The 20,146-nt window shown below is 51.1% G+C and carries 17 protein-coding genes; 14 read left to right on the forward strand and 3 right to left on the reverse strand.

The genetic code is table 11. From position 1 onward, the window contains the following. Positions 1–67: 67 nt before the first annotated feature. A complete protein-coding gene (locus CRG97_RS02770; protein WP_237566268.1) occupies positions 68–1,528 on the forward strand; it encodes an aspartate ammonia-lyase in 1,461 nt (486 codons plus the stop codon). Positions 1,529–1,693: 165 nt separating this feature from the next. Here the strand turns inward: CRG97_RS02770 and CRG97_RS02775 are convergent, their stop codons facing one another. Next, a complete protein-coding gene (locus CRG97_RS02775; RefSeq protein WP_098741653.1) occupies positions 1,694–2,305 on the reverse strand; it encodes a hypothetical protein in 612 nt (203 codons plus the stop codon). Positions 2,306–2,544: 239 nt separating this feature from the next. Between CRG97_RS02775 and CRG97_RS02780 the strand changes: the two genes are divergently transcribed. After that, positions 2,545–4,173 carry an ATP-binding protein gene (locus tag CRG97_RS02780; protein ID WP_098741654.1) on the forward strand — a complete coding sequence of 543 codons (1,629 nt, stop codon included), beginning with the start codon at positions 2,545–2,547 and terminating at the stop codon, positions 4,171–4,173. Positions 4,174–4,307: 134 nt separating this feature from the next. On the opposite strand, the gene CRG97_RS02785 is transcribed toward CRG97_RS02780, so the two are convergent. Both CRG97_RS02785 and CRG97_RS02790 read right to left on the reverse strand, forming a co-directional pair. Beyond that, positions 4,308–4,766: an SAM-dependent methyltransferase gene (locus CRG97_RS02785; protein ID WP_098741655.1), complete on the reverse strand. Its 459-nt coding sequence runs from the start codon at positions 4,764–4,766 to the stop codon at positions 4,308–4,310. Positions 4,767–4,784: 18 nt separating this feature from the next. Further along, complete coding sequence (locus tag CRG97_RS02790) at positions 4,785–5,585, reverse strand: helix-turn-helix domain-containing protein (protein ID WP_098741656.1); 801 nt, start codon at positions 5,583–5,585, stop codon at positions 4,785–4,787. A 210-nt stretch (positions 5,586–5,795) separates the two neighbouring features. Here CRG97_RS02790 and CRG97_RS02795 point away from each other — a divergent pair, with 210 nt between their 5' ends. From CRG97_RS02795 to CRG97_RS02845, 12 genes are all read left to right on the forward strand, one after another. Beyond that, the gene (locus CRG97_RS02795; protein ID WP_098741657.1) at positions 5,796–6,248 is read left to right on the forward strand and encodes an SRPBCC family protein; all 453 of its coding nucleotides are present in this window, start codon (positions 5,796–5,798) and stop codon (positions 6,246–6,248) included. A 295-nt stretch (positions 6,249–6,543) separates the two neighbouring features. Beyond that, positions 6,544–7,875, forward strand: coding sequence for a hypothetical protein (locus tag CRG97_RS02800; RefSeq protein ID WP_098741658.1), 1,332 nt, complete (start codon positions 6,544–6,546; stop codon positions 7,873–7,875). 491 nt (positions 7,876–8,366) lie between these two features. Beyond that, complete coding sequence (locus tag CRG97_RS02805) at positions 8,367–9,461, forward strand: DUF4349 domain-containing protein (protein WP_098741659.1); 1,095 nt, start codon at positions 8,367–8,369, stop codon at positions 9,459–9,461. Positions 9,462–9,591: 130 nt separating this feature from the next. Then, the gene (locus CRG97_RS33965) at positions 9,592–9,726 is read left to right on the forward strand and encodes a hypothetical protein (protein WP_272914348.1); all 135 of its coding nucleotides are present in this window, start codon (positions 9,592–9,594) and stop codon (positions 9,724–9,726) included. Positions 9,727–10,038: 312 nt separating this feature from the next. After that, the gene (locus CRG97_RS02810; protein WP_098741660.1) at positions 10,039–11,055 is read left to right on the forward strand and encodes an NAD-dependent epimerase/dehydratase family protein; all 1,017 of its coding nucleotides are present in this window, start codon (positions 10,039–10,041) and stop codon (positions 11,053–11,055) included. Beyond that, a complete protein-coding gene (locus CRG97_RS02815) occupies positions 11,055–12,137 on the forward strand; it encodes a dihydrodipicolinate synthase family protein (RefSeq protein ID WP_098741661.1) in 1,083 nt (360 codons plus the stop codon). Before CRG97_RS02810 ends, CRG97_RS02815 begins: the two co-directional genes overlap by 1 nt. 39 nt (positions 12,138–12,176) lie before the next feature. After that, positions 12,177–12,860, forward strand: a complete 684-nt coding sequence (sdaAB, locus tag CRG97_RS02820) for an L-serine ammonia-lyase, iron-sulfur-dependent subunit beta (protein WP_076322365.1) — start codon at positions 12,177–12,179, stop codon at positions 12,858–12,860. Further along, positions 12,857–13,789: an L-serine ammonia-lyase, iron-sulfur-dependent, subunit alpha gene (sdaAA, locus tag CRG97_RS02825; RefSeq protein ID WP_098741662.1), complete on the forward strand. Its 933-nt coding sequence runs from the start codon at positions 12,857–12,859 to the stop codon at positions 13,787–13,789. The genes sdaAB and sdaAA overlap by 4 nt, the downstream gene beginning before the upstream one ends. A 511-nt stretch (positions 13,790–14,300) precedes the next feature. After that, positions 14,301–15,911 (forward strand): extracellular solute-binding protein, encoded by a 1,611-nt coding sequence (locus tag CRG97_RS02830; protein WP_098741663.1) that lies wholly within the window; start codon positions 14,301–14,303, stop codon positions 15,909–15,911. 79 nt (positions 15,912–15,990) lie between these two features. Then, a complete protein-coding gene (locus CRG97_RS02835; protein WP_098741664.1) occupies positions 15,991–16,956 on the forward strand; it encodes an ABC transporter permease in 966 nt (321 codons plus the stop codon). Continuing rightward, positions 16,950–17,831, forward strand: a complete 882-nt coding sequence (locus CRG97_RS02840; RefSeq protein ID WP_009595681.1) for a carbohydrate ABC transporter permease — start codon at positions 16,950–16,952, stop codon at positions 17,829–17,831. The genes CRG97_RS02835 and CRG97_RS02840 overlap by 7 nt, the downstream gene beginning before the upstream one ends. 65 nt (positions 17,832–17,896) lie before the next feature. Further along, on the forward strand, positions 17,897–20,137 hold the full coding sequence (locus CRG97_RS02845) for a helix-turn-helix domain-containing protein (protein ID WP_098741665.1): 2,241 nt from the start codon (positions 17,897–17,899) through the stop codon (positions 20,135–20,137). Positions 20,138–20,146 lie beyond the last annotated feature (9 nt).

Below are 20,146 nucleotides of genomic sequence, written 5' to 3' on the forward strand. Positions count from 1 at the left end.
GGATTTCAAGTTGGAAGGCAGAATTCTGTATATATCCGGGCAAGCTGGATGATAACAGGTGACAAGCATGATACAAAATAATCAAAAGGCGATGGTGATGTTGTCCATGGATATGCAGTATCGAATTGAAAAAGATTTTCTGGGGGAAAAACAGCTTCCTGTGGAAGCCTATTACGGCATTAATACGGTTAGGGCGGTAGAGAACTTTCCGATCAGCGGGGTACCCATTCATGCAGAATTGATTTCTGCATTGGGCGAGGTTAAGAAAGCCGCGGCACTGGCGAACATGGAGCTTGGCCTGCTGCCGAAAAAGATAGGCAGTGCCATTATAGATGCGGCAGACGAGGTCATCGCGGGCAATCTCCGTTCCGAATTCATTGTCGATTCCATCCAGGGCGGAGCAGGCACTTCGATCAATATGAATATGAATGAGGTCTTGGCGAACCGGGCGCTGGAAATTTTGGGAAAACAGAAGGCTGAGTATTTCTACTGCAATCCTAATAATCATGTCAATATGTCGCAATCCACGAACGATGCCATTCCGACGGCGATCCGCATTGCGTCTTACCGTCTGACACAGGATCTGCTTGAGGTGTTCCGAACCTTGGTTGCCGGCATTCAGGCGAAGGCCAAGGAATTTGACGATGTCATCAAGATGGGGCGCACGCATCTGCAGGATGCGGTACCGATTCGACTCGGACAAGAGTTCGGGGCTTATGCCAATGTTCTGACGCGTGACATCAATCGCATCGAGCGGGCGGCGCAAGGTTTGTTAGTCGTTAATATGGGAGCGACGGCCGTAGGTACGGGACTTAATGCAACGCCTGACTATATGCACAGCGTCGTTCAACATTTGATTGAGCAGACAGGCTTCTCCTTGAAGCAAGCTGAAGATTTGGTCGATGCTACCCAGAACACCGATGCGTATATGGAATTATCGGCTGCGCTCAAAGTGTGTGCCGTGAACTTCTCGAAAATGTGCAACGATATCCGCTTGATGGCTTCCGGCCCGAGAGCGGGCTTGAACGAATTGAACGTGCCGGCGAGACAACCGGGTTCGTCGATTATGCCGGGCAAGGTCAATCCGGTTATGGCCGAGGTCATGAACCAGGTGTCGTTTCAAGTTATCGGCAATGACCATACGATCAGTTTGGCATGCGAAGCCGGGCAATTCGAGCTTAACGTCATGGTTCCGGTTGCAGCGAACAACTTGATGCATTCCCTCAAAATCCTGAAGAACGGCATGGATGTGTTCTACAAGAATCTGATGGTCGATCTTACAGCGAATAAGGAACGCTGCAAGTACTTCGTGGATAACAGCTACGGCATTATTACGGCATTGAACCCGCATCTGGGTTATGACGTAGCTTCCAGACTGGTGAAGGAAGCCCAGAAGACAGGCCAAAGCATCAAGGAGATTATTCTGGAGCAAGGTCTTTTGACAGAGGAACAAATCCAGGTCATCCTGGACCCTTACCATATGACATCCCCAGGCATTGCCGGAGAAGAGTTCCTGCTAAACCAATAAGGTGTACCCTTGTTTTATCGATACAAAGAGCCGACCAAGATGTAGATCTTGGTCGGCTTTTTTTGGCGTTGTCGGTTATCTCGAGTTGATGACATAGATAAGGCTTGTGAAACCGTTTGAGTCCGGTCGCAAGATATGACCAGCAGGGCAAGGGTGTTAATGGTATTATGGATTGTTAAGTGCGGCTATGAGGGAGGTGATGACGTTCTTCTCGGGATCCCCCAGCCCCTTATTCGTTTGCCATTGTTCGAGCTCTTGCCTCACCTGTGAAACATCCTGGTAACCAAGATGGTAAGCAATACTGGAAATGACGCTTTGCCTGTTAGCATCGTCACTCAAATCAGCAAGTGCTTGAACCACGCCTTCCGTGTCTTGGGTAAACAATTCTCCTGCGATGGCGGCATATTGCTCGGCAGAGGCGCCGTCGAGATTTGTTGTTGCCAGGAACAGGCTTCTGTAATGCTCGGGTTTGATAAGGGAGCGGTGGGTATACAGCAGCTCAAGAGTCGCCAATGTTTGGCCATTACTCAGGCGGTTATATTCTGTCCAGTCTATGCCTTCCAATTGAGCAAGCATGTTCGTGACTTTATCCTCGGTACTCATGTCCTCCTCTTTATATAATGAAAAAATGTTCTCCGCCGTACTGTTGTAGTCAATCACTGCAGTTGTCGCAGGTTCGGATGATGAAGTCGGCGCTTCAGCTTGATTGCTCGAGCAGGCTGTTACAAGAAATAGAACGGCCATGAGGAACAGGTAAGTCATATTGGGTTTGAACATGGATTCTCATCTCCTTTACATCCTAAACGGATATTTCCTGTAAAGAGTTACATAAACAGGAGAAGAATAAAAGAATATGTTTCCAAAGTTCTGCTTATCCCGTATATATTCATAAATGCTAAGATGAACGCTGCCATGTTCACATTCTATTAAGTTTACCGGCAGGCTCCATCTGCCGATAAAAGTGATAGAATAAACGTTAGGGTACATTAAAGTGGCAGTATAATAAAAAGGGGTATGTGATTTTGGATAATCAATGTGGTGAAATAACTGATCAGGAGATCATTCAGCAAACTAAGCAGCAGTGTATAGACAAGGGGATGGACCCGGAGCTTGTTCCAACACATACGAATCGATTGAATGATGAGGTATTGGCCGCAAGGCGTGCAAAATATAAAGAGTACATTGAAGTAATACAAGTTTTCGTAAATAAGTTCCTTTCCTCCGGATCAGGAAACCCTGTCGTGATTACAATTACGGATAACGAGGGATTCATTCTTGATATGGAAGGGGACCCGACCATTATAGAAACAGCCCGGTATTTGGGTATTGCCGAGGGCAACGGCTATTCCCAAGAAGACGGTCCAAGCTCAATTGATCTGTGTCTCCGGTACGAGCGGCCGTTTACGTTGGTAGGAGAGGACCATTTTCATCACATTCTTCACCGCATGGCATGTTATTCGGCTCCCTTTCATGGCGGGGATGGGAAGGAGATCATAGGAACGATCTCTTTAATGACGCACAGGGAGTTTGTTCACCCGCATTTGCATGCCTTGCTGTGCACGATGGCCGATTCCCTGGAACGGGAGATGGTTACCCGCAAACAGAACACGCAGCTGCAAACCTTGAATCAGGTGCTCCTCGGAACGAATCATTATGGCGTAATCATTACCGATGCAAAGGGTCAGATTCTGGAGATGAACGAAACCAGCTTAAGCCTGCTGTGCAAAGGCGGCAGCGACCGAAACCGAACCCAATATGTGGGTCGATCGGTATTCGGAATCAAGCCGATTGGCGAGTATTATGAGCGGGTGATACACCGGCAGCAAATCTGCATCGGAGAAGAGCTTTCGCTTGAGATTTCTGGAAACATGAATCACTATATACTTGATGTTCAGCCTGCTTATGACCGTGAGGGACAGCTCATGCGGGTGGTAGGTTTTCTTCGTGATATTACAGAGCTGAAGCGGACGGAGGAAGTGCTGCGGAATACGGAAAAGCTGGTATTTGCCGGTCAGGTTGCCGTAAGCATCGCTCATGAAGTGCGCAATCCTCTCACCACGGTGAAGGGAATGCTCCAGTTAGCGAATAAGGACGCCTGCCTTCGGCACTATGACCTGATTATGTCCGAGCTGGAGCGGGCTAATCTGATGGTAGGGGAATTTATGATTCTGGGCAAGCCCCAGGCTGCGGTCTTTAAGCTAGAGGATTGCGGTGAGATTCTGGCAGAGGTGCTCCACTTGTTTGCCATTCAGGCGAAGCTTAGCGGGATCGACATGACCCAATGCATCGGGCAGCATGCAACGATTCTATGTGATCGGAACCAGATTAAGCAGGTATTTCTTAATATTCTGAAGAATGCGATGGAAGCCTTGCCGCATGGCGGGAACATTCACATTCATCTGGATGTGCAGGAAGGATATCAACGCGTGATTTTTACGGATAACGGCTCCGGCATGACGGATGACGTGCTTCAGCGGATTGGGGAGCCTTTTCATACGACCAAGCCGGACGGCAATGGCCTTGGCATTATGATCGTCCACCGGATCATGGAGAGCCACAATGGCCGGATTGTCATCCGGAGCGAGGAAGAGCGGGGAACATCGGTCGAAATAAGTCTGCCGATCTCGAGTCAGAGCCCGGTCTAGTTAAGCTGATGAACTATTAAGGTTATGCAGAATTATGCGGATCAACAGAAACAGCGCTTGACCATGCCGGTCCTTGAACCTATATGGACCGGGCGCGGCAACGCTGTTTTTTGCTTAAATGAAGCGTTCTGCGATTATTCCCAGTAACGGGACATGATGTCCGTAGCCCATTCGGGCTGCTTGGTCTTTGTCTTCGGTAAAAATTCCTCCATGACAGGCTTGATATCAACGACGGGAGTCCCGTTTATGGCATCGAGCCCTTTAACGAAAACGGACCTGCCCTCCCTGCTTACCAACTCCACCATGGTGGCTCCAAGCTTGTTGGGGCGGTTCTTGCCCCGCTGGGCGAAGATACCGACCTTGGGAAAGCTCGGATTATTTCGCGGATGTCTCGCCGCGTACTGGATGCTGTCGTCCTGGACGAGATGGAATACATAGATGATTTCAAGGTGGCTGAACGTTTCAATCCCATCCAGGGAGCATTCATCCCATTCTTCGCCCAGCTTGATCTCCGAGATAACATCCCCCCAGTAATCATCCTGAATCGCCTTTCTTTCGTTATGGATCGTTCCGATCGCCTGTATCGTATACATGCTGTACCTCCTTCAGGATTATCGTTCCTTTATATAAACTTCTGGTGTTTTACCGATCACCGCTTTAAAATCCCGGATAAAATGCGACTGGTCATAATAACCCATGTCCATGGCCAGCTCCAGCACATCCTGATGATCAAGGCCTTCAAGCATCTCGGCGACATTCTGCAGCCGGTACAGGCGAATCACCCATTTAGGGCTTACCCCGACGTATTGCTTGAATAGGCGCTGAAGTGCTCTCGGGCTCATCTGGAACCATTCGCAAACCTGCTCGACCCGAATGATGTCCCGGTTGTGATGAATCCGATCAATGATGGTATGAATCCGTTCGATCTGTTCGTCTTCTTCGGGGAGAACGCGGCGAATAAGCTCCTCCATGTACCTAACCTTATGCTCCGGTTCCTCTGCGGTCAATAGCTGCTGCTCCAGCGTATGGGGCTCGATTTGGAGAATCTCCATGGTCCCTATGGAGGAATCCGTCAGACGGTCCATGGACGTGTTCACGAACGGATAGAATCCGCCGGGTCTGAACTTGATTCCGAATACTTGTCCAATGCCCTCCAGATGGTGGGAATGCCTGGTGCTGGATACGCCATAAAAAGCGGTTCGATGGGGCTGAACCACCAAGTTGGCGCAAGGATTAGGAACAACATCCTGCAGATGAGGCTCCTGATCGGTTAAATCCCAATGAATGATCCAGTAATGCTTGATGAAATAGGAAAGGTCCCTGGATGGGGGAACTCGCAGGAGCTGGAACTTCTCTCCGGCTCTGTTCATGTTCAAAATGCCGAGGCTGGACGGATGAGGATGCTGAATCATGGATACATAAACACCTCCGATAATCCGTAACAGGCCAGGATCGATGGACCACTGGCCCTCACACGGGACTTGTGCTTGAAGTGATTCTACAGGTTGCAGCCTGTCGCATTTTTACAATACTTGGATCGCAGCTGCTTGATAACATCATCATATCACAGGAGGACAAGCCGGTCTTACTGTGCATTACATGGATGGTAGGAGGTAACTATAATGGAGCCGTTACATTATGAGTTTTATATCGGTGCTTCGCCGGAGAAGGTGTGGGATGTCTTGACTTTGCCGGAGGGAACTCGGGCCACCTTTTTCGGGAGTGAGCTGAGGTCTTCTTTTCAAGTAGGGGAGCCTTACGCTTATGTGGGTCCGGGGAATGACGGAGAGGAGATTGTTCATGTCTATGGGAAGGTTCTGGCTTATGAGCCGCAGAAGAGATTGAGTCTGTCCGAACATCCGGGTCCGTCGTATTACGCGAATCATGAGGAGTTGGAGTCTCGGATTACGTTCACCCTCGAGCCGGTAGGGAATTGTACCAAGCTGACGCTCGTCAATGATCAATACACGCCGGATCATCCGTCCCGCGCCAAGGCAGCGGACAGCTGGTGGATGGTCATGAGCATTCTGAAGACCTATGCGGAGACGGGGGAGACCCTGGATCTGGGCTGGTAGTCTCATGGTGAATAATCGGCATATGGCCGATCGCATCCAAGCATGCCCGGACCGCGCACCGTGCGCATGATTTATGGATTCGTTATATATTAAAGAAAGCCTATTAAAGAGCCGTAATGGCTCTTTTTTTGCGGGGATTTATAGAGGTAGGCAGCATGGATGGAATTGAAAAGTAATGAATCCCGCTGGCCAATTTCACTTGCCAAATATTCGATAGCGGGTATGATTTAGGTATCCATGCCGGCTTGCCGATAAGCGGCTTCTCGGCAATGGGAAAGATGGGAGTGAAGGAAACATGACGGAGCGGAGGCAACTCCCTGTCCAGCAAATTCGTATCGGTATTATCGGAACCCAGACGATCGTTGATAAAATCATGAAGGTTATTGAAACCTTTCCTTCCTTTGACCCCATGCCGCTTGTTTTTCAGGATGATGATGAAGCGCCGGCACTGGCTGAGCGGATCGGGGGCGAGGTTGAGGTGTTGTTCCTCTCGGATCCGCTGTCCCAGCGCAAGGTGAAGGAGCTCGGACAGGTCTCAATCCCTGTGCATTATGTCCCCGTCACGGACGCGGGTTTATATAAAGCGCTGTTCCATGCCGGGCAGCGGGGAAGACTGGCTGGTGGCATATCGGTGGATACCTTAACCGAGACGATGGTGGTCCGGACGATAAAGGATCTGGGTATCCCGGCTGTACAAGCTGTTATTTACGATGGACCTGCTTATGCCCCGAAGGGGAATCTGATTGATTTTCACCGTCTTCAATATGAATCCGGCGGGTGCTCTGTTGCGTTCACGGGCGTGGAATCGGTGGCCCATGAGCTGACGAAGCTAGGGGTCCCGAATGTGTGGATGCTGCCTTCCGATCAGGATATCGTGGTATCGCTGGAGCGGGCTTTGCTGTCCACGGCATCCCGCCGCAGCAGGGAAGGACAGATCGTGGTCGGGATGATTAATATAGACGATTTTGGCGCGCAGGCATTAAGACGGAATAATGAGCATGAGGTGCAGAAGCTGAAGCTGGATATTCACCGGATGGTGCTCGATTATGTGGAATCGTTGGACGGTTATCTGACCCATCTGGGTGGGGACGAGTATCTGTTCTTCACGACGCGGGGCATCTTTGAACGGGAAACCGGCGGTTACAAAACGATTCCCTTGGCTAAAGACGTGAACAAAACTTATGGTATTTCGCTCAGCATCGGCATGGGATTCGGCCAGTCGGCCAGCATGGCGGGAACCAATGCGCGCATCGCGATGCGGAAATCCAAGGAGGTTGGCGGCAACGCCTGCTTTATAGTCCGGGAGGATGGAACGCTGATAGGACCGCTGGAGATGGCCGACCCTGTGCAGGAGGTGCTGTCCTTTACAGATGCAGAGCTGATCAAGCGGGCAGAGGATGCGGGTATGACGAGTGCCTATTTGAGCAAGCTGCTGAACCAGCGTGCCCGTTCGGGTAAATATGAATACAAGGTCCATGAGCTCGCTCACCTGCTGGACATTACCGTCCGCAGTGCACATCGGCTGCTCCAGTTGTGGACCGACAACGACTTGGTCGAGATTGCCGGAATCGAGAAGGTCCCGAGGGGGAGACCAAGGCAGATTTTTAGATTTACGTTTTTGGAGTAGCGCTGTGAAATTGCTTTGGAACGAGCGCCCCTTTCGTTTCGCGACGAAAGGAGGCGCTTTTCCTGCGCTGTTTTGAACGAAAAAGGCGCGGTGGTGCCATATCGACATGGCGAATACGGTCAGGTACCATCAATGCGGGGATATAAAGTGACGGGGACCACGCGCCTTTATTAAGGAAAGCGGCACGGCAGGCCTATTTCCGTTCAGTCCGGTTATCCGAACGAGAAGTATTTTTTTTAGGTATTCCGCGAAATGACAGGCTATCTGCCGGGAGAGTTCCGGAAAAACTGCAGGCCAGATTGAACCTGCCGGTGTGCATTGACAATGACGTTCGTACTTACCGTGTGCGGCGAAGCGATACATGGAGAGGGCAAAGGTTTCTCGGAGCAAAAGGCCCCGCCTTGATAAATTTCTTTAGTGCTTGCAACCTTCCAGATGATGGAACCGTTAGTAGATAAAATGGAAAATATTTATCTTCAGGGGGTTGAAGTATGAGGAAGCGGGGTTCATGGATTGCTGCTTTGATGCTTATCGTATTGCTGGTCGGCGGCTGCTCTTCGGGTTCTCAAGACAAAAGCGCTGGAGGTGCCGCGGCCGTAGAATCGCAAGAAACAACGGCGGATCAAGCCTCAATCAAAACAGATGGAGGTGAGGCGGAAGCCAAAAACGAAATGGCGGTGACGAGCAAGAAGAGCGTCGAGGAGCCGGCATCGGCGGATGCCGAGCTTCCGAATATGCCATCGCCTGCCCAGGCTTCCGGCGCAGGGTTTAATTCCCAGGATTTATCAGGCGGGCTCAACAAAAAGCTGATGTACAAAGCGAATATCGTGATGGAGATTCAGGACTATGGAAAAGCGCAGTCGGAAGTCCGGAACACAGTGACGCTTTCCGGCGGTTATATTGTTAATTTCAGCGAAACCCAGTCCAGCAGCGAAAAAGGCGGCACGTTTATTGTGAAAGTTCCTGCAAACGATTTCTCCTCCTTTTTAAACCGTTTGGAGAACATTGCGCATGAAAACCTGCAGCGAAGCATCGAAGGGCAGGACGTGACTGAGGAATACGTCGATTTGGAATCCAGGCTCAAGGCCAAGCAAATCATGGAGGAGCAGTACGTCGCCTTCATGAAAAAAGCGACCAAAACGACCGACCTTGTCGCTTTTGCCAACGAGCTGGAGCGCATCCAATCGGAAATCGAGCAGATGAAAGGCCGAATGCGTTACATTGACCAAAACGTGTCTTATTCCACGGTAGAAATCAGGCTTTACGAGACGCCCCAAAAAAAGGATGATCCCAAAACGTCCGCCATTCAGGCACCGCTCGGGCAGCGGATTTCCCAAGCTTTTCAGGGCAGCATCGACGTGATCACCATCATCGTCCAATGGATTATCGTCATCCTTTCCGGCTCGCTTCCCGTATTGGTCATCGCGGCCTTCGTTCTGCTCATCCTATGGCTGGCGCGAAGATCGGGGCAACGGAAACGGGAAGAGGTAGCCCGTAAACGAAAGCTGCTCAATAACGGCCCGACATCTGAGCAAGGGCATCCGGAAGACCAAAAGGACGAGGAAAAACGAATGAAAGACGAATAATGGCAGGAGCAGACCCGAATGCATCAAAAAACGCACATAAAATCCAGAGGAAGGCCAAGGCAAATCCCAGATTTACGTTTCTGGAATAGGATATCATATTTGTACTATAATGGAAGACGAGGTGATCGTGATGAATAAAACGAAGGTCAAGTTTACTCGCGTTGAGAAAATCGTCATCTTCACGATGCTGGGGCTGGCAGCCTCCTTTTTCATTGCCTTCCTCGTGCTTCGACACATCGTGCTGAACGTTTCGTTTGCTCCCTGAGATCAGGGGGCTTTTTTTAAGAGATAAGAAGTATAAACATCCGAGGCTTAGCATCCTTATGTCGCAAGAAAAACTTCCTCTAAACGCGGTCTGTCTACTGAGAAAGTACGTCGATAGACGTTTTTCTTATGCTGTCATGAAGATGGTTGCAGCTCGACCGCCAGGGGCTGAAAGTCGCCGTTTCCCGGGAAGCAAGTCTGCCGAGTATGATGGCACATCGCCGCCTATTTAAAGACGATTTAAAGATTTGTCTTTATATCAAGCGAGGCCGTATGATGAGGATGAATCATCAATCGGAGGAGGAGATTGTTCATGTTAACCGTTGCAGAATTAGAAGCGAAGCTGGCTGAGCCTTCAGCACAGCTTGTTGCCGATCTGGCGTCTTTGGAGGGGGATATCCTTGTGCTGGGTGTCGGCGGGAAGATGGGTCCCAGTCTTGCAAGGCTGGCAGCGAACGCCGTACGCGAAGGCGGTGGCGGCAAACGGATCATCGGCGTATCCCGGTTCTCGAACCAAGAGGCCAGACGCGAGCTGGAAGAGGCGGGCGTCCAGACGATTTCGTGCGACCTGCTGAACGATGGGGAGCTGCAGCAGCTGCCTGAGACTCCTAATGTGATCTATATGGCGGGCAATAAATTCGGCACGACCGGTCGTGAATATTTTACTTGGGCGATGAATTCGTATTTGCCGGGCCGGGTGGCCGAGAAATTCAAGCAATCTCGCATGGTGGTGTTCTCGTCAGGAAATGTGTATCCGTTCTCACCGGTGGGCAGCGGCGGAGTCAATGAATCGGTAGCGCCGGAGCCGGTCGGAGAGTATGCGCAGTCCTGTCTCGGCAGAGAGCGCGTCTTTGAATATTTCTCCCACCAGAATGGTACGCCGATGGCGATCTACCGCCTGAATTATGCCATCGACATGCGGTACGGCGTTCTGCATGAGCTGGCCAGATCGATCCATGAGGACCGGCCGATTCACCTGGCGATGGGGCATGCGAATATCATATGGCAAGGGGATGCCAACGAAATGGCGCTCCGTTCGCTCCTGTACTGCAGCTCGCCTCCGGAAATCATCAACATTACCGGACCGGAGACGATGTCGATCCGCTGGGCGGCACAGGAATTGGCGGTACGGATGGGCAAGGAAGTGACCTTTACGGGTACGGAATCCGAGACTGCACTCCTGAACAATGCTGCGAAATCCCACCAGCTGTTCGGTTATCCGAAGGTGTCTCTGCTGCAGATGCTCGACTGGACCGCAGCATGGGTGCAATCCGGCGGCGAGAGCTGGAATAAGCCGACTCACTTCCAAGAGAGAAAGGGGAAATTCTAATGAGCGGACAGGTTCCTATAACTCAACGTTTGGCCCCCGAGAAGCTTAAAGCTCTGCATGAAGGGCTCGTTATACCGGCTCACCCGCTGGCATTGGATGAGAATCGGAAGCTGGACGAACGACGCCAGCGGGCATTAACGCGTTATTATGCGGCATCCGGTGCAGGCGGTGTTGCGGTCGGCGTTCATTCGACTCAATTCGAGATCCGCGACAAGGGCATCGACTTGTATGAACCCGTGCTGCGACTTGCGGCAGAAGAGGTTCGCAGGGCGGAGCTCGATCGGCCGTTCATGATGGTGGCCGGTGTCTGCGGCCCCACGGAGCAGGCTGTGGAGGAAACAGAGATTGCCCGCAAGCTTGGTTATGACGCCGTCCTTCTCAGCATGGGCGGTTTAAGAGGATGGAGCGAAGAAGACATTCTAAAGCGCACGGAGGAGATTGCGCAGAGGATGCCGGTGATCGGTTTTTATCTTCAGCCGTCGGTTGGCGGTAATATCTTCTCCTTCGATTTCTGGCGGGCCTTCGCCGAAATTCCGAATATCGTTGCGATCAAGATGGCTCCCTTCAACCGCTACCAGACGATGGACGTCGTTCGTGCCGTCTGTTATTCGAGCCGTAGAGATGATATTGCGCTGTACACGGGGAACGACGATAACATCGTCAATGATTTGCTGACGACGTATCAATTCCAGGTGGACGGGATGCTAGTCACCAAGCCTATCGTCGGCGGTCTGCTCGGTCATTGGGCAGTCTGGACGAAGAAAGCGGTGGAGCTGCTGGAAGAGATCAAGGAGGCACGCAAGCAGGATCGATTCGCGAAGGAATGGCTGACACGCAACGTGGAGATTACCGACTCCAATGCGGCCTTCTTCGATCCTGCACATCAGTTTGCAGGCTGTATTCCAGGTATCCATGAGGTGCTCCGCAGGCAGGGACTGCTGCAAGGCATATGGTGCCTGAATCCGCATGAGACGCTGTCCCCCGGCCAATCCGAAGAGATTGACAGAGTCTACCGGGATTATCCGCATTTGAACGATGACGATTTTATTCAAGAGCACTTGGAAAGATGGCTGGCGGACTGATACAATGAGGGCAGAATAGTTGAAAGTGGGGAATCGCGCATGCGGTTTAAAGATGTGTTTTCTATTATTGGGCCCAGTATGGTGGGGCCGTCGAGCTCTCATACCGCTGGGGCCGTGCGGATCGGAAGGGCTGCGCGGCGCATATTTGGAGCATTCCCCGATCAAGCGGAAATTGTGTTCTACGGTTCTTTTGCTGAAACCTACCGCGGCCACGGCACCGATCTGGCTGTCGTGGGCGGATTGCTCGATTTTGCCACGGATGATATGCGTATCCGGAATTCGATCGAGCTTGCCGAAGCGGCAGGCATTGAACTTAAATTTAAGACGGCACAGAATGTGGCCTTTCACCCGAATACCGTGGAGCTGAGGCTGACGGACGGCGATCATACCGATGTCATTGCAGGCGCTTCCATTGGCGGAGGCAGCGTGGAAATGCTGCGCGTGAACGGTTTCGACGTCAAGTTTACGATGAATTATCCGGTGCTGCTGGTCTTTCATGACGATACGCCGGGCATGGTCGCGCATATCACCCGGCTCCTAGAGGCCGGCGGCGTCAACATTGCCTATATGGATGTCGACCGCAAGGGAAGAGGTGGTGATGCCATGACGGTGGTGGAGTCAGATGAAGCGGTTCCGGCTGAGTTGATGAAGCATATCGAAGGGTTGCCGAGCGTGCACCGCGTTGTCGTTGCGGATTTGACAGTAGAGGAGGCGCAGTCATGAAGTTTTCTACGCTGGAGCAGATCATCGCATGCTGCCGGGAGGATCAGGTTACGATTGGCCAACTGATGCTGAATGAACAGATCAAGGAAACGGGGAAAAGCCGGGACGAGACGTTCAAGCAAATGGCCGATTACTACGGCATCATGAAGGAAGCGGTGCACCGGGGGATCCATGAACCCGTCCCTTCCAAAAGCGGCCTGACCGGCGGCGATGCCGTGCGCGTCCATCAATATATGAGCAGCGGGGTACCCGCGCTCGGTACGGACGCTTGCACGGCACTGGCCTACGCCCTGTCCGTGTCTGAAGTGAATGCCTCCATGGGGCGCATCGTGGCAACGCCGACGGCAGGCTCCTGCGGCATTATCCCCGGGGTGTTCGTCAGCACTCAGGAACGCTTCGGCTGGGAAGACGATCATTTGGTGATGGGGCTGTTCAGCGCAGGCGCGATCGGTTATGTTATCGCCAACAACTCGTTTATCTCCGGTGCGGAGGGCGGCTGTCAAGCCGAAGTTGGCTCAGCCATCGGTATGGCGGCAGGCGCTTTGACTGAACTTCGAGGCGGCACGCCGGAGCAGGCAGTTCATGCTGTTGGACTTGCACTGAAAAACTCTTTGGGGCTCATCTGCGATCCGGTTGGCGGACTGGTCGAGATCCCCTGCATCGTGCGCAACGGCTTCGGGGCCGTGACAGCACTGGCGGCATCGGATATGGCTCTTGCCGGCGTACGCAGTGTCATTCCATCCGATGAAGTAATTGACGTGATGCTGGAAGTCGGCACGGCTATGCCGTCCAAGCACAGGGAAACGGCGAAGGGCGGCCTTGCGCAGACGCCGACCGGCAAGAAAATCCTGAAGGACTTGTACGGTAAGGAAGGCAAGAAATTGCGGGAAAAGGGTGTCAAAGCAAAGAAAGACGAAACGAGTGAATGAATTCACACTCATTTTCATCTAAGCCCAAGGCGTCCGGCTGCTTAAATGTACGATGAGGAAGAGAAGGAATTTAACATGCTACGTGAGGGATTTCGTTATGAAATCCCTCATTTTTTTTTATCTATTTCTACCGCTTTAGCATTTTCCACATGCCCGAAAATCTTGATACTACGCGGTTTTTTGGCATTTTAATGGCTTGGGTGAGAAAAAACGGCATCTCGCCGAAATACGCTTCTTTACGAAACGTGAAAGCGTTTTTATGATGTGGATGGGTAGAAAAATCCGTGCCGGAGGATCGGTATCGGCTGCCGAGTGATTTTAGAATATTCCCTGCGCTCAGCTAGGGATCTTCGCTAACAAGGAGGAGTGATAGGGGGCATCTTGCCATTTGAAACGTAATCCAGATGAATAAGTTAACACGCACAGATGAGAAGAAATGACGGGGGTAGAATAGCGATCACACAGATTCAGTCAGCCACATTCAAATGATGGATTTAGAGGAGGAACGCAAATGACAAAAAAGTGGTTTCGTATGGCTCTCGTATTCACACTGATAGTTTCGATCCTGGCCGCATGCAGCGGAGGGGGTAAAGGGGCAGCTCCGGAAACGGGCGGAGACACAGCGCCACCTCCATCGGCACCTGTCGATCCCGATCAATATGGAGATACAGGAGGCCTTAAGCTTCCATTGGTCGATAAACCAACAACGATCAATTGGATGGTCGTCAGCGAGAAAACCAACCTGAACGATTCCTTGCTTGCCAAGGAAATTGAGAAGCGAACAGGAATCAAAGTGAATTTCCAAGCTTATTCTTCGGCTACGTTTCAAGACAAACTGAAAGTAACCGTTGCTTCCGGCAAGCTCCCGGACATTATCCATGGGCTGACGCCTCCGGAGCTGAAGAAGATCGGTAAGCAGAAAGCGGTCGTTGCCATTAACGAATATCTCGACATGCTGCCGAACTTCAAAAGAATGTATGTGGATGAGAACCCGTGGGTCATTCCCTCCTTCGGAGACGAATCCGGTAACATCTATACCTGGCCCGTTACGAACATCAACCGTGATGTGAACCACGGCTTCCTGTACCGCAAAGATATTTTCGATGAGCTGGGCATCAAGGAATGGACGAATACCGATGAGTTTTATCAGGCTCTGAAGAAGTTGAAGGAAGCGTATCCGGACTCCTATCCTTATGCCTCCAAGACGAAGGAGCACATTTTCCGCGATTGGGCCTTCGGCTGGGGAATCGGCGGAGCCAACTATCCGACGTATTACGACGAGACGGCCAAGGTGTGGAAGTACGCTACCATACAGCCCGAGCATAAAGAAATGCTCGATTTCATGAAGAAGCTGTACAACGAGGGACTCCTTGATCCGGAATTCATGACGGATACCGACGATTCCTGGACGGCGAAAATGACGTCAGGCAATAAATCCTTTGTGACCTATGACTGGATCGGACGTTTGGACCTGTTCTACAACCAGGTCAAGGACCAAAATCCGAACTATGATCTGCGATACGGCAATCCGGTTGGACCGACCGGTAACGGCAAGACGATCGAGAGCATCACGAACGGCTTCAGCATCGCAGTAGCAAACAATGACAACAAGGAAGCTTCCCTGAAGCTGCTTGATTACCTGACGAGCCCGTCCGGCGCAACGCTGGTAACGATGGGCGTGGAAGGCGAGACGTTCAAGATGGAAGGCGATAAAGCCGTTTATCCGGAGCTGACCGACGTGCCGTTGGTGGATATCAGCGTGCTGGAGGACCGTTATGGTCTGTGGCTGCAAGGTCTGTATGTCAATTCCGATAAGCGCAGCGTGTACTTCAACTACACGGAGAAGGAACAGGAGGCTCAGGATAAGCTGCTGAACGGCAATAAATTCGAGCCGCTGGATCCGGTCTTGAACTTTACGGACGACGAAACCGCAACGATTGCGGAGATTCAAACCTCGCTGAAGAAATTGGCGGATGAGTTTAACGCGAAATACATTCTCAACAAAAACTACGGCGATGCGCAGTGGCAGCAATGGCAGGCTCAGGCTGAGAAGCAGGGAGCCAAGCAGCTCGTCGATATTTTCAACGCAGCCCAGAAGAGATTGGATGAAGCCACGAATTAATCCGCGGAAGAAATAGGAGTGATGGCGGCATCCGGGTACAACGCTCGGGTGCTGCTCATTATCTTAAGGAGGGAACACCATGTCAAGTGCAGGGACAGAGACAAAACTGGCCAACCCCCGCGGCGGGCTTGGGAGAAGAATGGCTTCGGCCTTTCAGCATATGAAGCGGGACAGACAGCTGTTGATTCTGTTTATCCCGTGCCTGTTGTTTTACGTTATTTTCCGTTACGGGCCCCTGTACGGCTTAATCATTGCCTTCAAGGACTACAGCGTATTCACCGGCATCATGGAGAGCGACTGGGTGGGGCTCAAGCATTTCGAGAAATTCTTCAGCAGTCCGGATTTCTGGCTGTTGTTCAAGAATACGCTGCTTCTCGGCGTATATAATCTGATTTTCGGTTTTCCTTTTCCCATCATTCTGGCGATTCTCTTAAACGAGGTCAGAGTCAGATGGTTTAAAAAGTCGGTTCAAACGCTCAGCTATCTCCCTTCGTTCCTGTCGGTCGTCATTATCAGCAGCATGATTATCGACTTCCTGTCGCCCAATCAGGGAATCATTAACCAGCTCATCGCTGCGTTAGGCTTTGAGAAGACATATTTTCTCATTGAACCGAGCTGGTTCCGAACCATCTATGTTTCATCGGACATCTGGGCAACCGTCGGTTATGAGGCTATCATCTATATGGCTGCGATCGCAGGGATCAGCCCATCGCTTTACGAAGCGGCCAAGGTGGATGGTGCCAAGAGGCGCCATATGATCTTCAGAATCACGATTCCCGTCATTCTGCCTACGATCATTATCATGTTTGTCTTGAAGACGGGATCGATGCTCCGGATCGGATACGAGAAGGTACTGCTGCTTTACAATCCGATGACCTATGAGGTAGCGGACGTATTCTCGACTTATGTCTACCGGAAAGGGCTACTGGAGAGCAACTACAGCTATGGTGCAGCCGTGGGCTTGTTTGAAGCCGTTGTCGCCATGATATTGCTGCTGTCCTCTAACTACTTCAGCAAGAGACTGGGAGGTAGCGGACTATGGTAAACAACAAACGATTCAGCCTTCGGAACATCTCGTTATTCGGTATCATCAACACGCTGATTCTGACGTGCCTTGCCATAATTACCGTGTACCCCGTCGTCTATATCACCGCCGTTTCCCTCAGTGCGACTTCCGAAGTGGTGCAAGGGAATATCACCTTGTTTCCCAAGGGGTTTAATCTGGACGCCTATGCCCAGGTGCTGAACGATGACCGGGTGCCGCGCGCCTACCTGAACACGATTTTTTATACCGCGCTCGGTACGGCCATTAACCTGCTGCTTACGGCAGTAGCGGCATATCCGCTCGCACGCAAAAACTTCTTCGGGCGGAAGTTTTTCCTGTTGGCGATCATCATGACCATGTTCCTGAATCCGGGGATCATTCCGAACTACCTGATCGTATCGGAGCTTGGCCTGCTCGACAGCGTATGGGCACTAGTGCTTCCGAATGCGATTTGGACCTTTGAACTGTTAATCCTCAAAAGCTTCTACGAGAACATGTCGGAATCCCTGCGCGAGGCAGCCGTAGTTGACGGTGCTTCCGAGTACCGTATCCTGTTCCAGATCGTGCTTCCGCTGTCCAAGCCGGCGCTGGCCTCGATCGGATTGTTTTACTTCATGGGCCATTGGAACAGCTTCTTTATCCCGCTGATTTATCTGAACGATGCGAATATGTATCCACTCCAGGTCGTGCTTAGGGATATGCTGATTTTCAGCGAGAACGGAAGCAACCCGAGCCTGGTGGACGCGTCGGCGCTGGCTCCGCAAGCCATGAAGAATGCAACGATCGTGTTGTCCATGATTCCGGTGCTGCTGATCTATCCGTTTGCTCAGAAGTATTTTGCCAAAGGAGTTATGCTCGGTTCCGAAAAGGGATAACGGGAAGGTGCCGGGGGCTTTCATGTTGAATATGAAGGGATGACATCCAAGAGAGGTGAATCCGTATGAATCGATTGATCGCCAACAGAGGATTGCTCCAGATTTTCTTCGCTCTGCAACTGGTCGTCGGCATCATGTTCATATTCAATTACATCGTGTACAAGAATTCCATTACGGGAATTTACGACAAGGTGAGCGAGAACAACCGGATGGTGATCAGAAACATTATTCAGTCGTTTGATACCAGTTTCTCCTCCGTGAACAATTTAATTTTTAACATTCATGCGCTTTCTTCAGACCGGATGCAATTGGATAACGGCATGCTGGACATGGAGAAGGTCATTTCCCTGCAGGATAGCGTCACCAGCATAGTGTCCAATGTGGACATCGTGGAAGATGTGGTCGTCTCTTTCGACAATCATGATTTGGCCATTACGACACGCGGGACCAGCAATCTGGACGCTCTGTTTGACAGACGGTACAAATCCCAGAAGTTCAACTCGATGTTCTGGAAGACGTTTACCCGATCGGAGCACGAGCTTACGATCTTTCCAGCAGAGGTTTATGCGGATCAGAGCAGCGGGTATGGCCGGAATTTGATGATTGCCGTGGACGGCAACAAGGTCAGGATGTCGAACAAAAACCTCATGGTCCTGATCAACGTGAACCGGCTGCTTAAAGGGATCGATTTGAACTCGATGATTCCTGGCGCCTCGCTCATCGTGCTGGATGCGAACCGGAACGTCATCTTGAGCACCGAGAAGGAACTGGATTTGGTAGGCATTCTTAACGACGTATACTTTAACCCGTCGCAGGAAGCCTCCCTCACACACAATGATTTTGAGTACAATTTTTACAAATCGGATTATAACGGTTTTATTTATATCAACAAGCTGCCGTACAAGTTTCAAAATATCGATTCCGTCACTAATGCCAATACGTGGATCATGTACGGCGCGATTGCGTTAAACGTTTTTCTGTCGGTTCTGCTCAGCATTTATCTGTATCGGCCGGTGAAGAACATCGTGCAGCTGCTCGGAGGCAGTTCGCTGAAAGGGAATGATTTTGTAAAAATCCAGAGCGGCATTATCAAGGTCCAGCGGGAGAATGAATCCCTGAAGAAGCAGATGGACCTGGTGGATGAAGATATTCGCCGCGGCGTGTTTCTACAAACGCTGGACGGCCATCACCATTCACGCGAGCAGGAAATGCAGATGCAGAAGCATTACACGCATTTTTTCCAGTGCCGGCATTTCATGATGGCGGCCGTGTATTTGCAACCTGCCGGCAAGGGAGCAGCCACGGCGGATTTTGTCCTGGAAGAGTTGACGGCCCAGATCCGAAGCGGCCTGCAGGAACGCTATGAACATGTGGTGGTTTATCATATCGAAGAGCTGAGATTCCTCGCGCTCATCGGTTTGGATCAGCCGTCGGACCGCAAGCAACTGGTACGGAAATTCGAAGAATATATCCGCCTGTGCAACCAGGAGTATACGGATACGTTCATGGTGTGGGGCTGCGTTAGCCAGACGTATGAATCTAAGATCAGCAACTGCTGCGAGGCATACCGGAACATTAAGGATGGCCGATTATACCGGAATGTGAATGCGAACACGGATATGGTTGATACGGAGCAAATCCGTTACGTCCCGGATATTTATTATCCGCTTCAGAAGATTGAGAAGCTGAGCAACTGCATGCTGAGCGGCAAGGTGGATGAAGGACTGCAGATCGTGAGTGACATTTTTCAGCAGAATGCGGACCTTCATATCCATCATCATCAGATGGTGCACATCGCGAAGAGCATGTTCTTTCTTGTCATGAAGCAGGCGGATTCGCCGTCCGTTGATCGCAATGAGCTGTTTCAGCTGGAGAGTGATTTCATCCGCAAGGTCGATCAAGCCTTTACCTATGAAGAGATCCAGAAGGCGCTAATGGAAGTGATGCGCGTGGTGGCCAATACGCGAAACCATGATCCGCGGAGCAAGCTGAATCCCGCTTTCATCTCGCAATACATCGAACTTCATTATATGGAGAATCTGTATTTGGACCATATGGCCGAAGTGCTGGATACCAGCTCGAAATATTTCTCGAATTATTTCAAGAAGACATTCGGCGTGAATTATGTGGAGTATTTGAACAAGGTCCGACTATCGCACGCACGTGAATATCTCCGGAACACGGATCTCAGCATTGCCGAAATCGGAGAGAAAACAGGGTATTCGAACTCTTCCACATTTACGACAACGTTTAAGAAGTATAGCGGCGTATCGCCGAGCGAATATCGGAAAGCATCAGGAAAATAAGGTGGAGCA

This window comes from Paenibacillus sp. EZ-K15 (genome assembly GCF_002573715.1).
Taxonomy (GTDB): Bacteria; Bacillota; Bacilli; order Paenibacillales; family Paenibacillaceae; genus Paenibacillus_AQ.

What these genes read in the sequence shown, in the direction of transcription:
- CRG97_RS02770 (WP_237566268.1), top strand. Translation starts at nt 68, where the DNA reads ATGATACAAAATAATCAAAAGGCGATGGTGATGTTGTCCATGGATATG.
- CRG97_RS02775 (WP_098741653.1), bottom strand. Translation starts at nt 2,305, where the DNA reads ATGTTCAAACCCAATATGACTTACCTGTTCCTCATGGCCGTTCTATTT.
- CRG97_RS02785 (WP_098741655.1), bottom strand. Translation starts at nt 4,766, where the DNA reads ATGTATACGATACAGGCGATCGGAACGATCCATAACGAAAGAAAGGCG.
- CRG97_RS02790 (WP_098741656.1), bottom strand. Translation starts at nt 5,585, where the DNA reads ATGATTCAGCATCCTCATCCGTCCAGCCTCGGCATTTTGAACATGAAC.
- CRG97_RS02795 (WP_098741657.1), top strand. Translation starts at nt 5,796, where the DNA reads ATGGAGCCGTTACATTATGAGTTTTATATCGGTGCTTCGCCGGAGAAG.
- CRG97_RS02800 (WP_098741658.1), top strand. Translation starts at nt 6,544, where the DNA reads ATGACGGAGCGGAGGCAACTCCCTGTCCAGCAAATTCGTATCGGTATT.
- CRG97_RS02805 (WP_098741659.1), top strand. Translation starts at nt 8,367, where the DNA reads ATGAGGAAGCGGGGTTCATGGATTGCTGCTTTGATGCTTATCGTATTG.
- CRG97_RS33965 (WP_272914348.1), top strand. Translation starts at nt 9,592, where the DNA reads ATGAATAAAACGAAGGTCAAGTTTACTCGCGTTGAGAAAATCGTCATC.
- CRG97_RS02810 (WP_098741660.1), top strand. Translation starts at nt 10,039, where the DNA reads ATGTTAACCGTTGCAGAATTAGAAGCGAAGCTGGCTGAGCCTTCAGCA.
- CRG97_RS02815 (WP_098741661.1), top strand. Translation starts at nt 11,055, where the DNA reads ATGAGCGGACAGGTTCCTATAACTCAACGTTTGGCCCCCGAGAAGCTT.
- sdaAB (WP_076322365.1), top strand. Translation starts at nt 12,177, where the DNA reads ATGCGGTTTAAAGATGTGTTTTCTATTATTGGGCCCAGTATGGTGGGG.
- sdaAA (WP_098741662.1), top strand. Translation starts at nt 12,857, where the DNA reads ATGAAGTTTTCTACGCTGGAGCAGATCATCGCATGCTGCCGGGAGGAT.
- CRG97_RS02830 (WP_098741663.1), top strand. Translation starts at nt 14,301, where the DNA reads ATGACAAAAAAGTGGTTTCGTATGGCTCTCGTATTCACACTGATAGTT.
- CRG97_RS02835 (WP_098741664.1), top strand. Translation starts at nt 15,991, where the DNA reads ATGTCAAGTGCAGGGACAGAGACAAAACTGGCCAACCCCCGCGGCGGG.
- CRG97_RS02840 (WP_009595681.1), top strand. Translation starts at nt 16,950, where the DNA reads ATGGTAAACAACAAACGATTCAGCCTTCGGAACATCTCGTTATTCGGT.
- CRG97_RS02845 (WP_098741665.1), top strand. Translation starts at nt 17,897, where the DNA reads ATGAATCGATTGATCGCCAACAGAGGATTGCTCCAGATTTTCTTCGCT.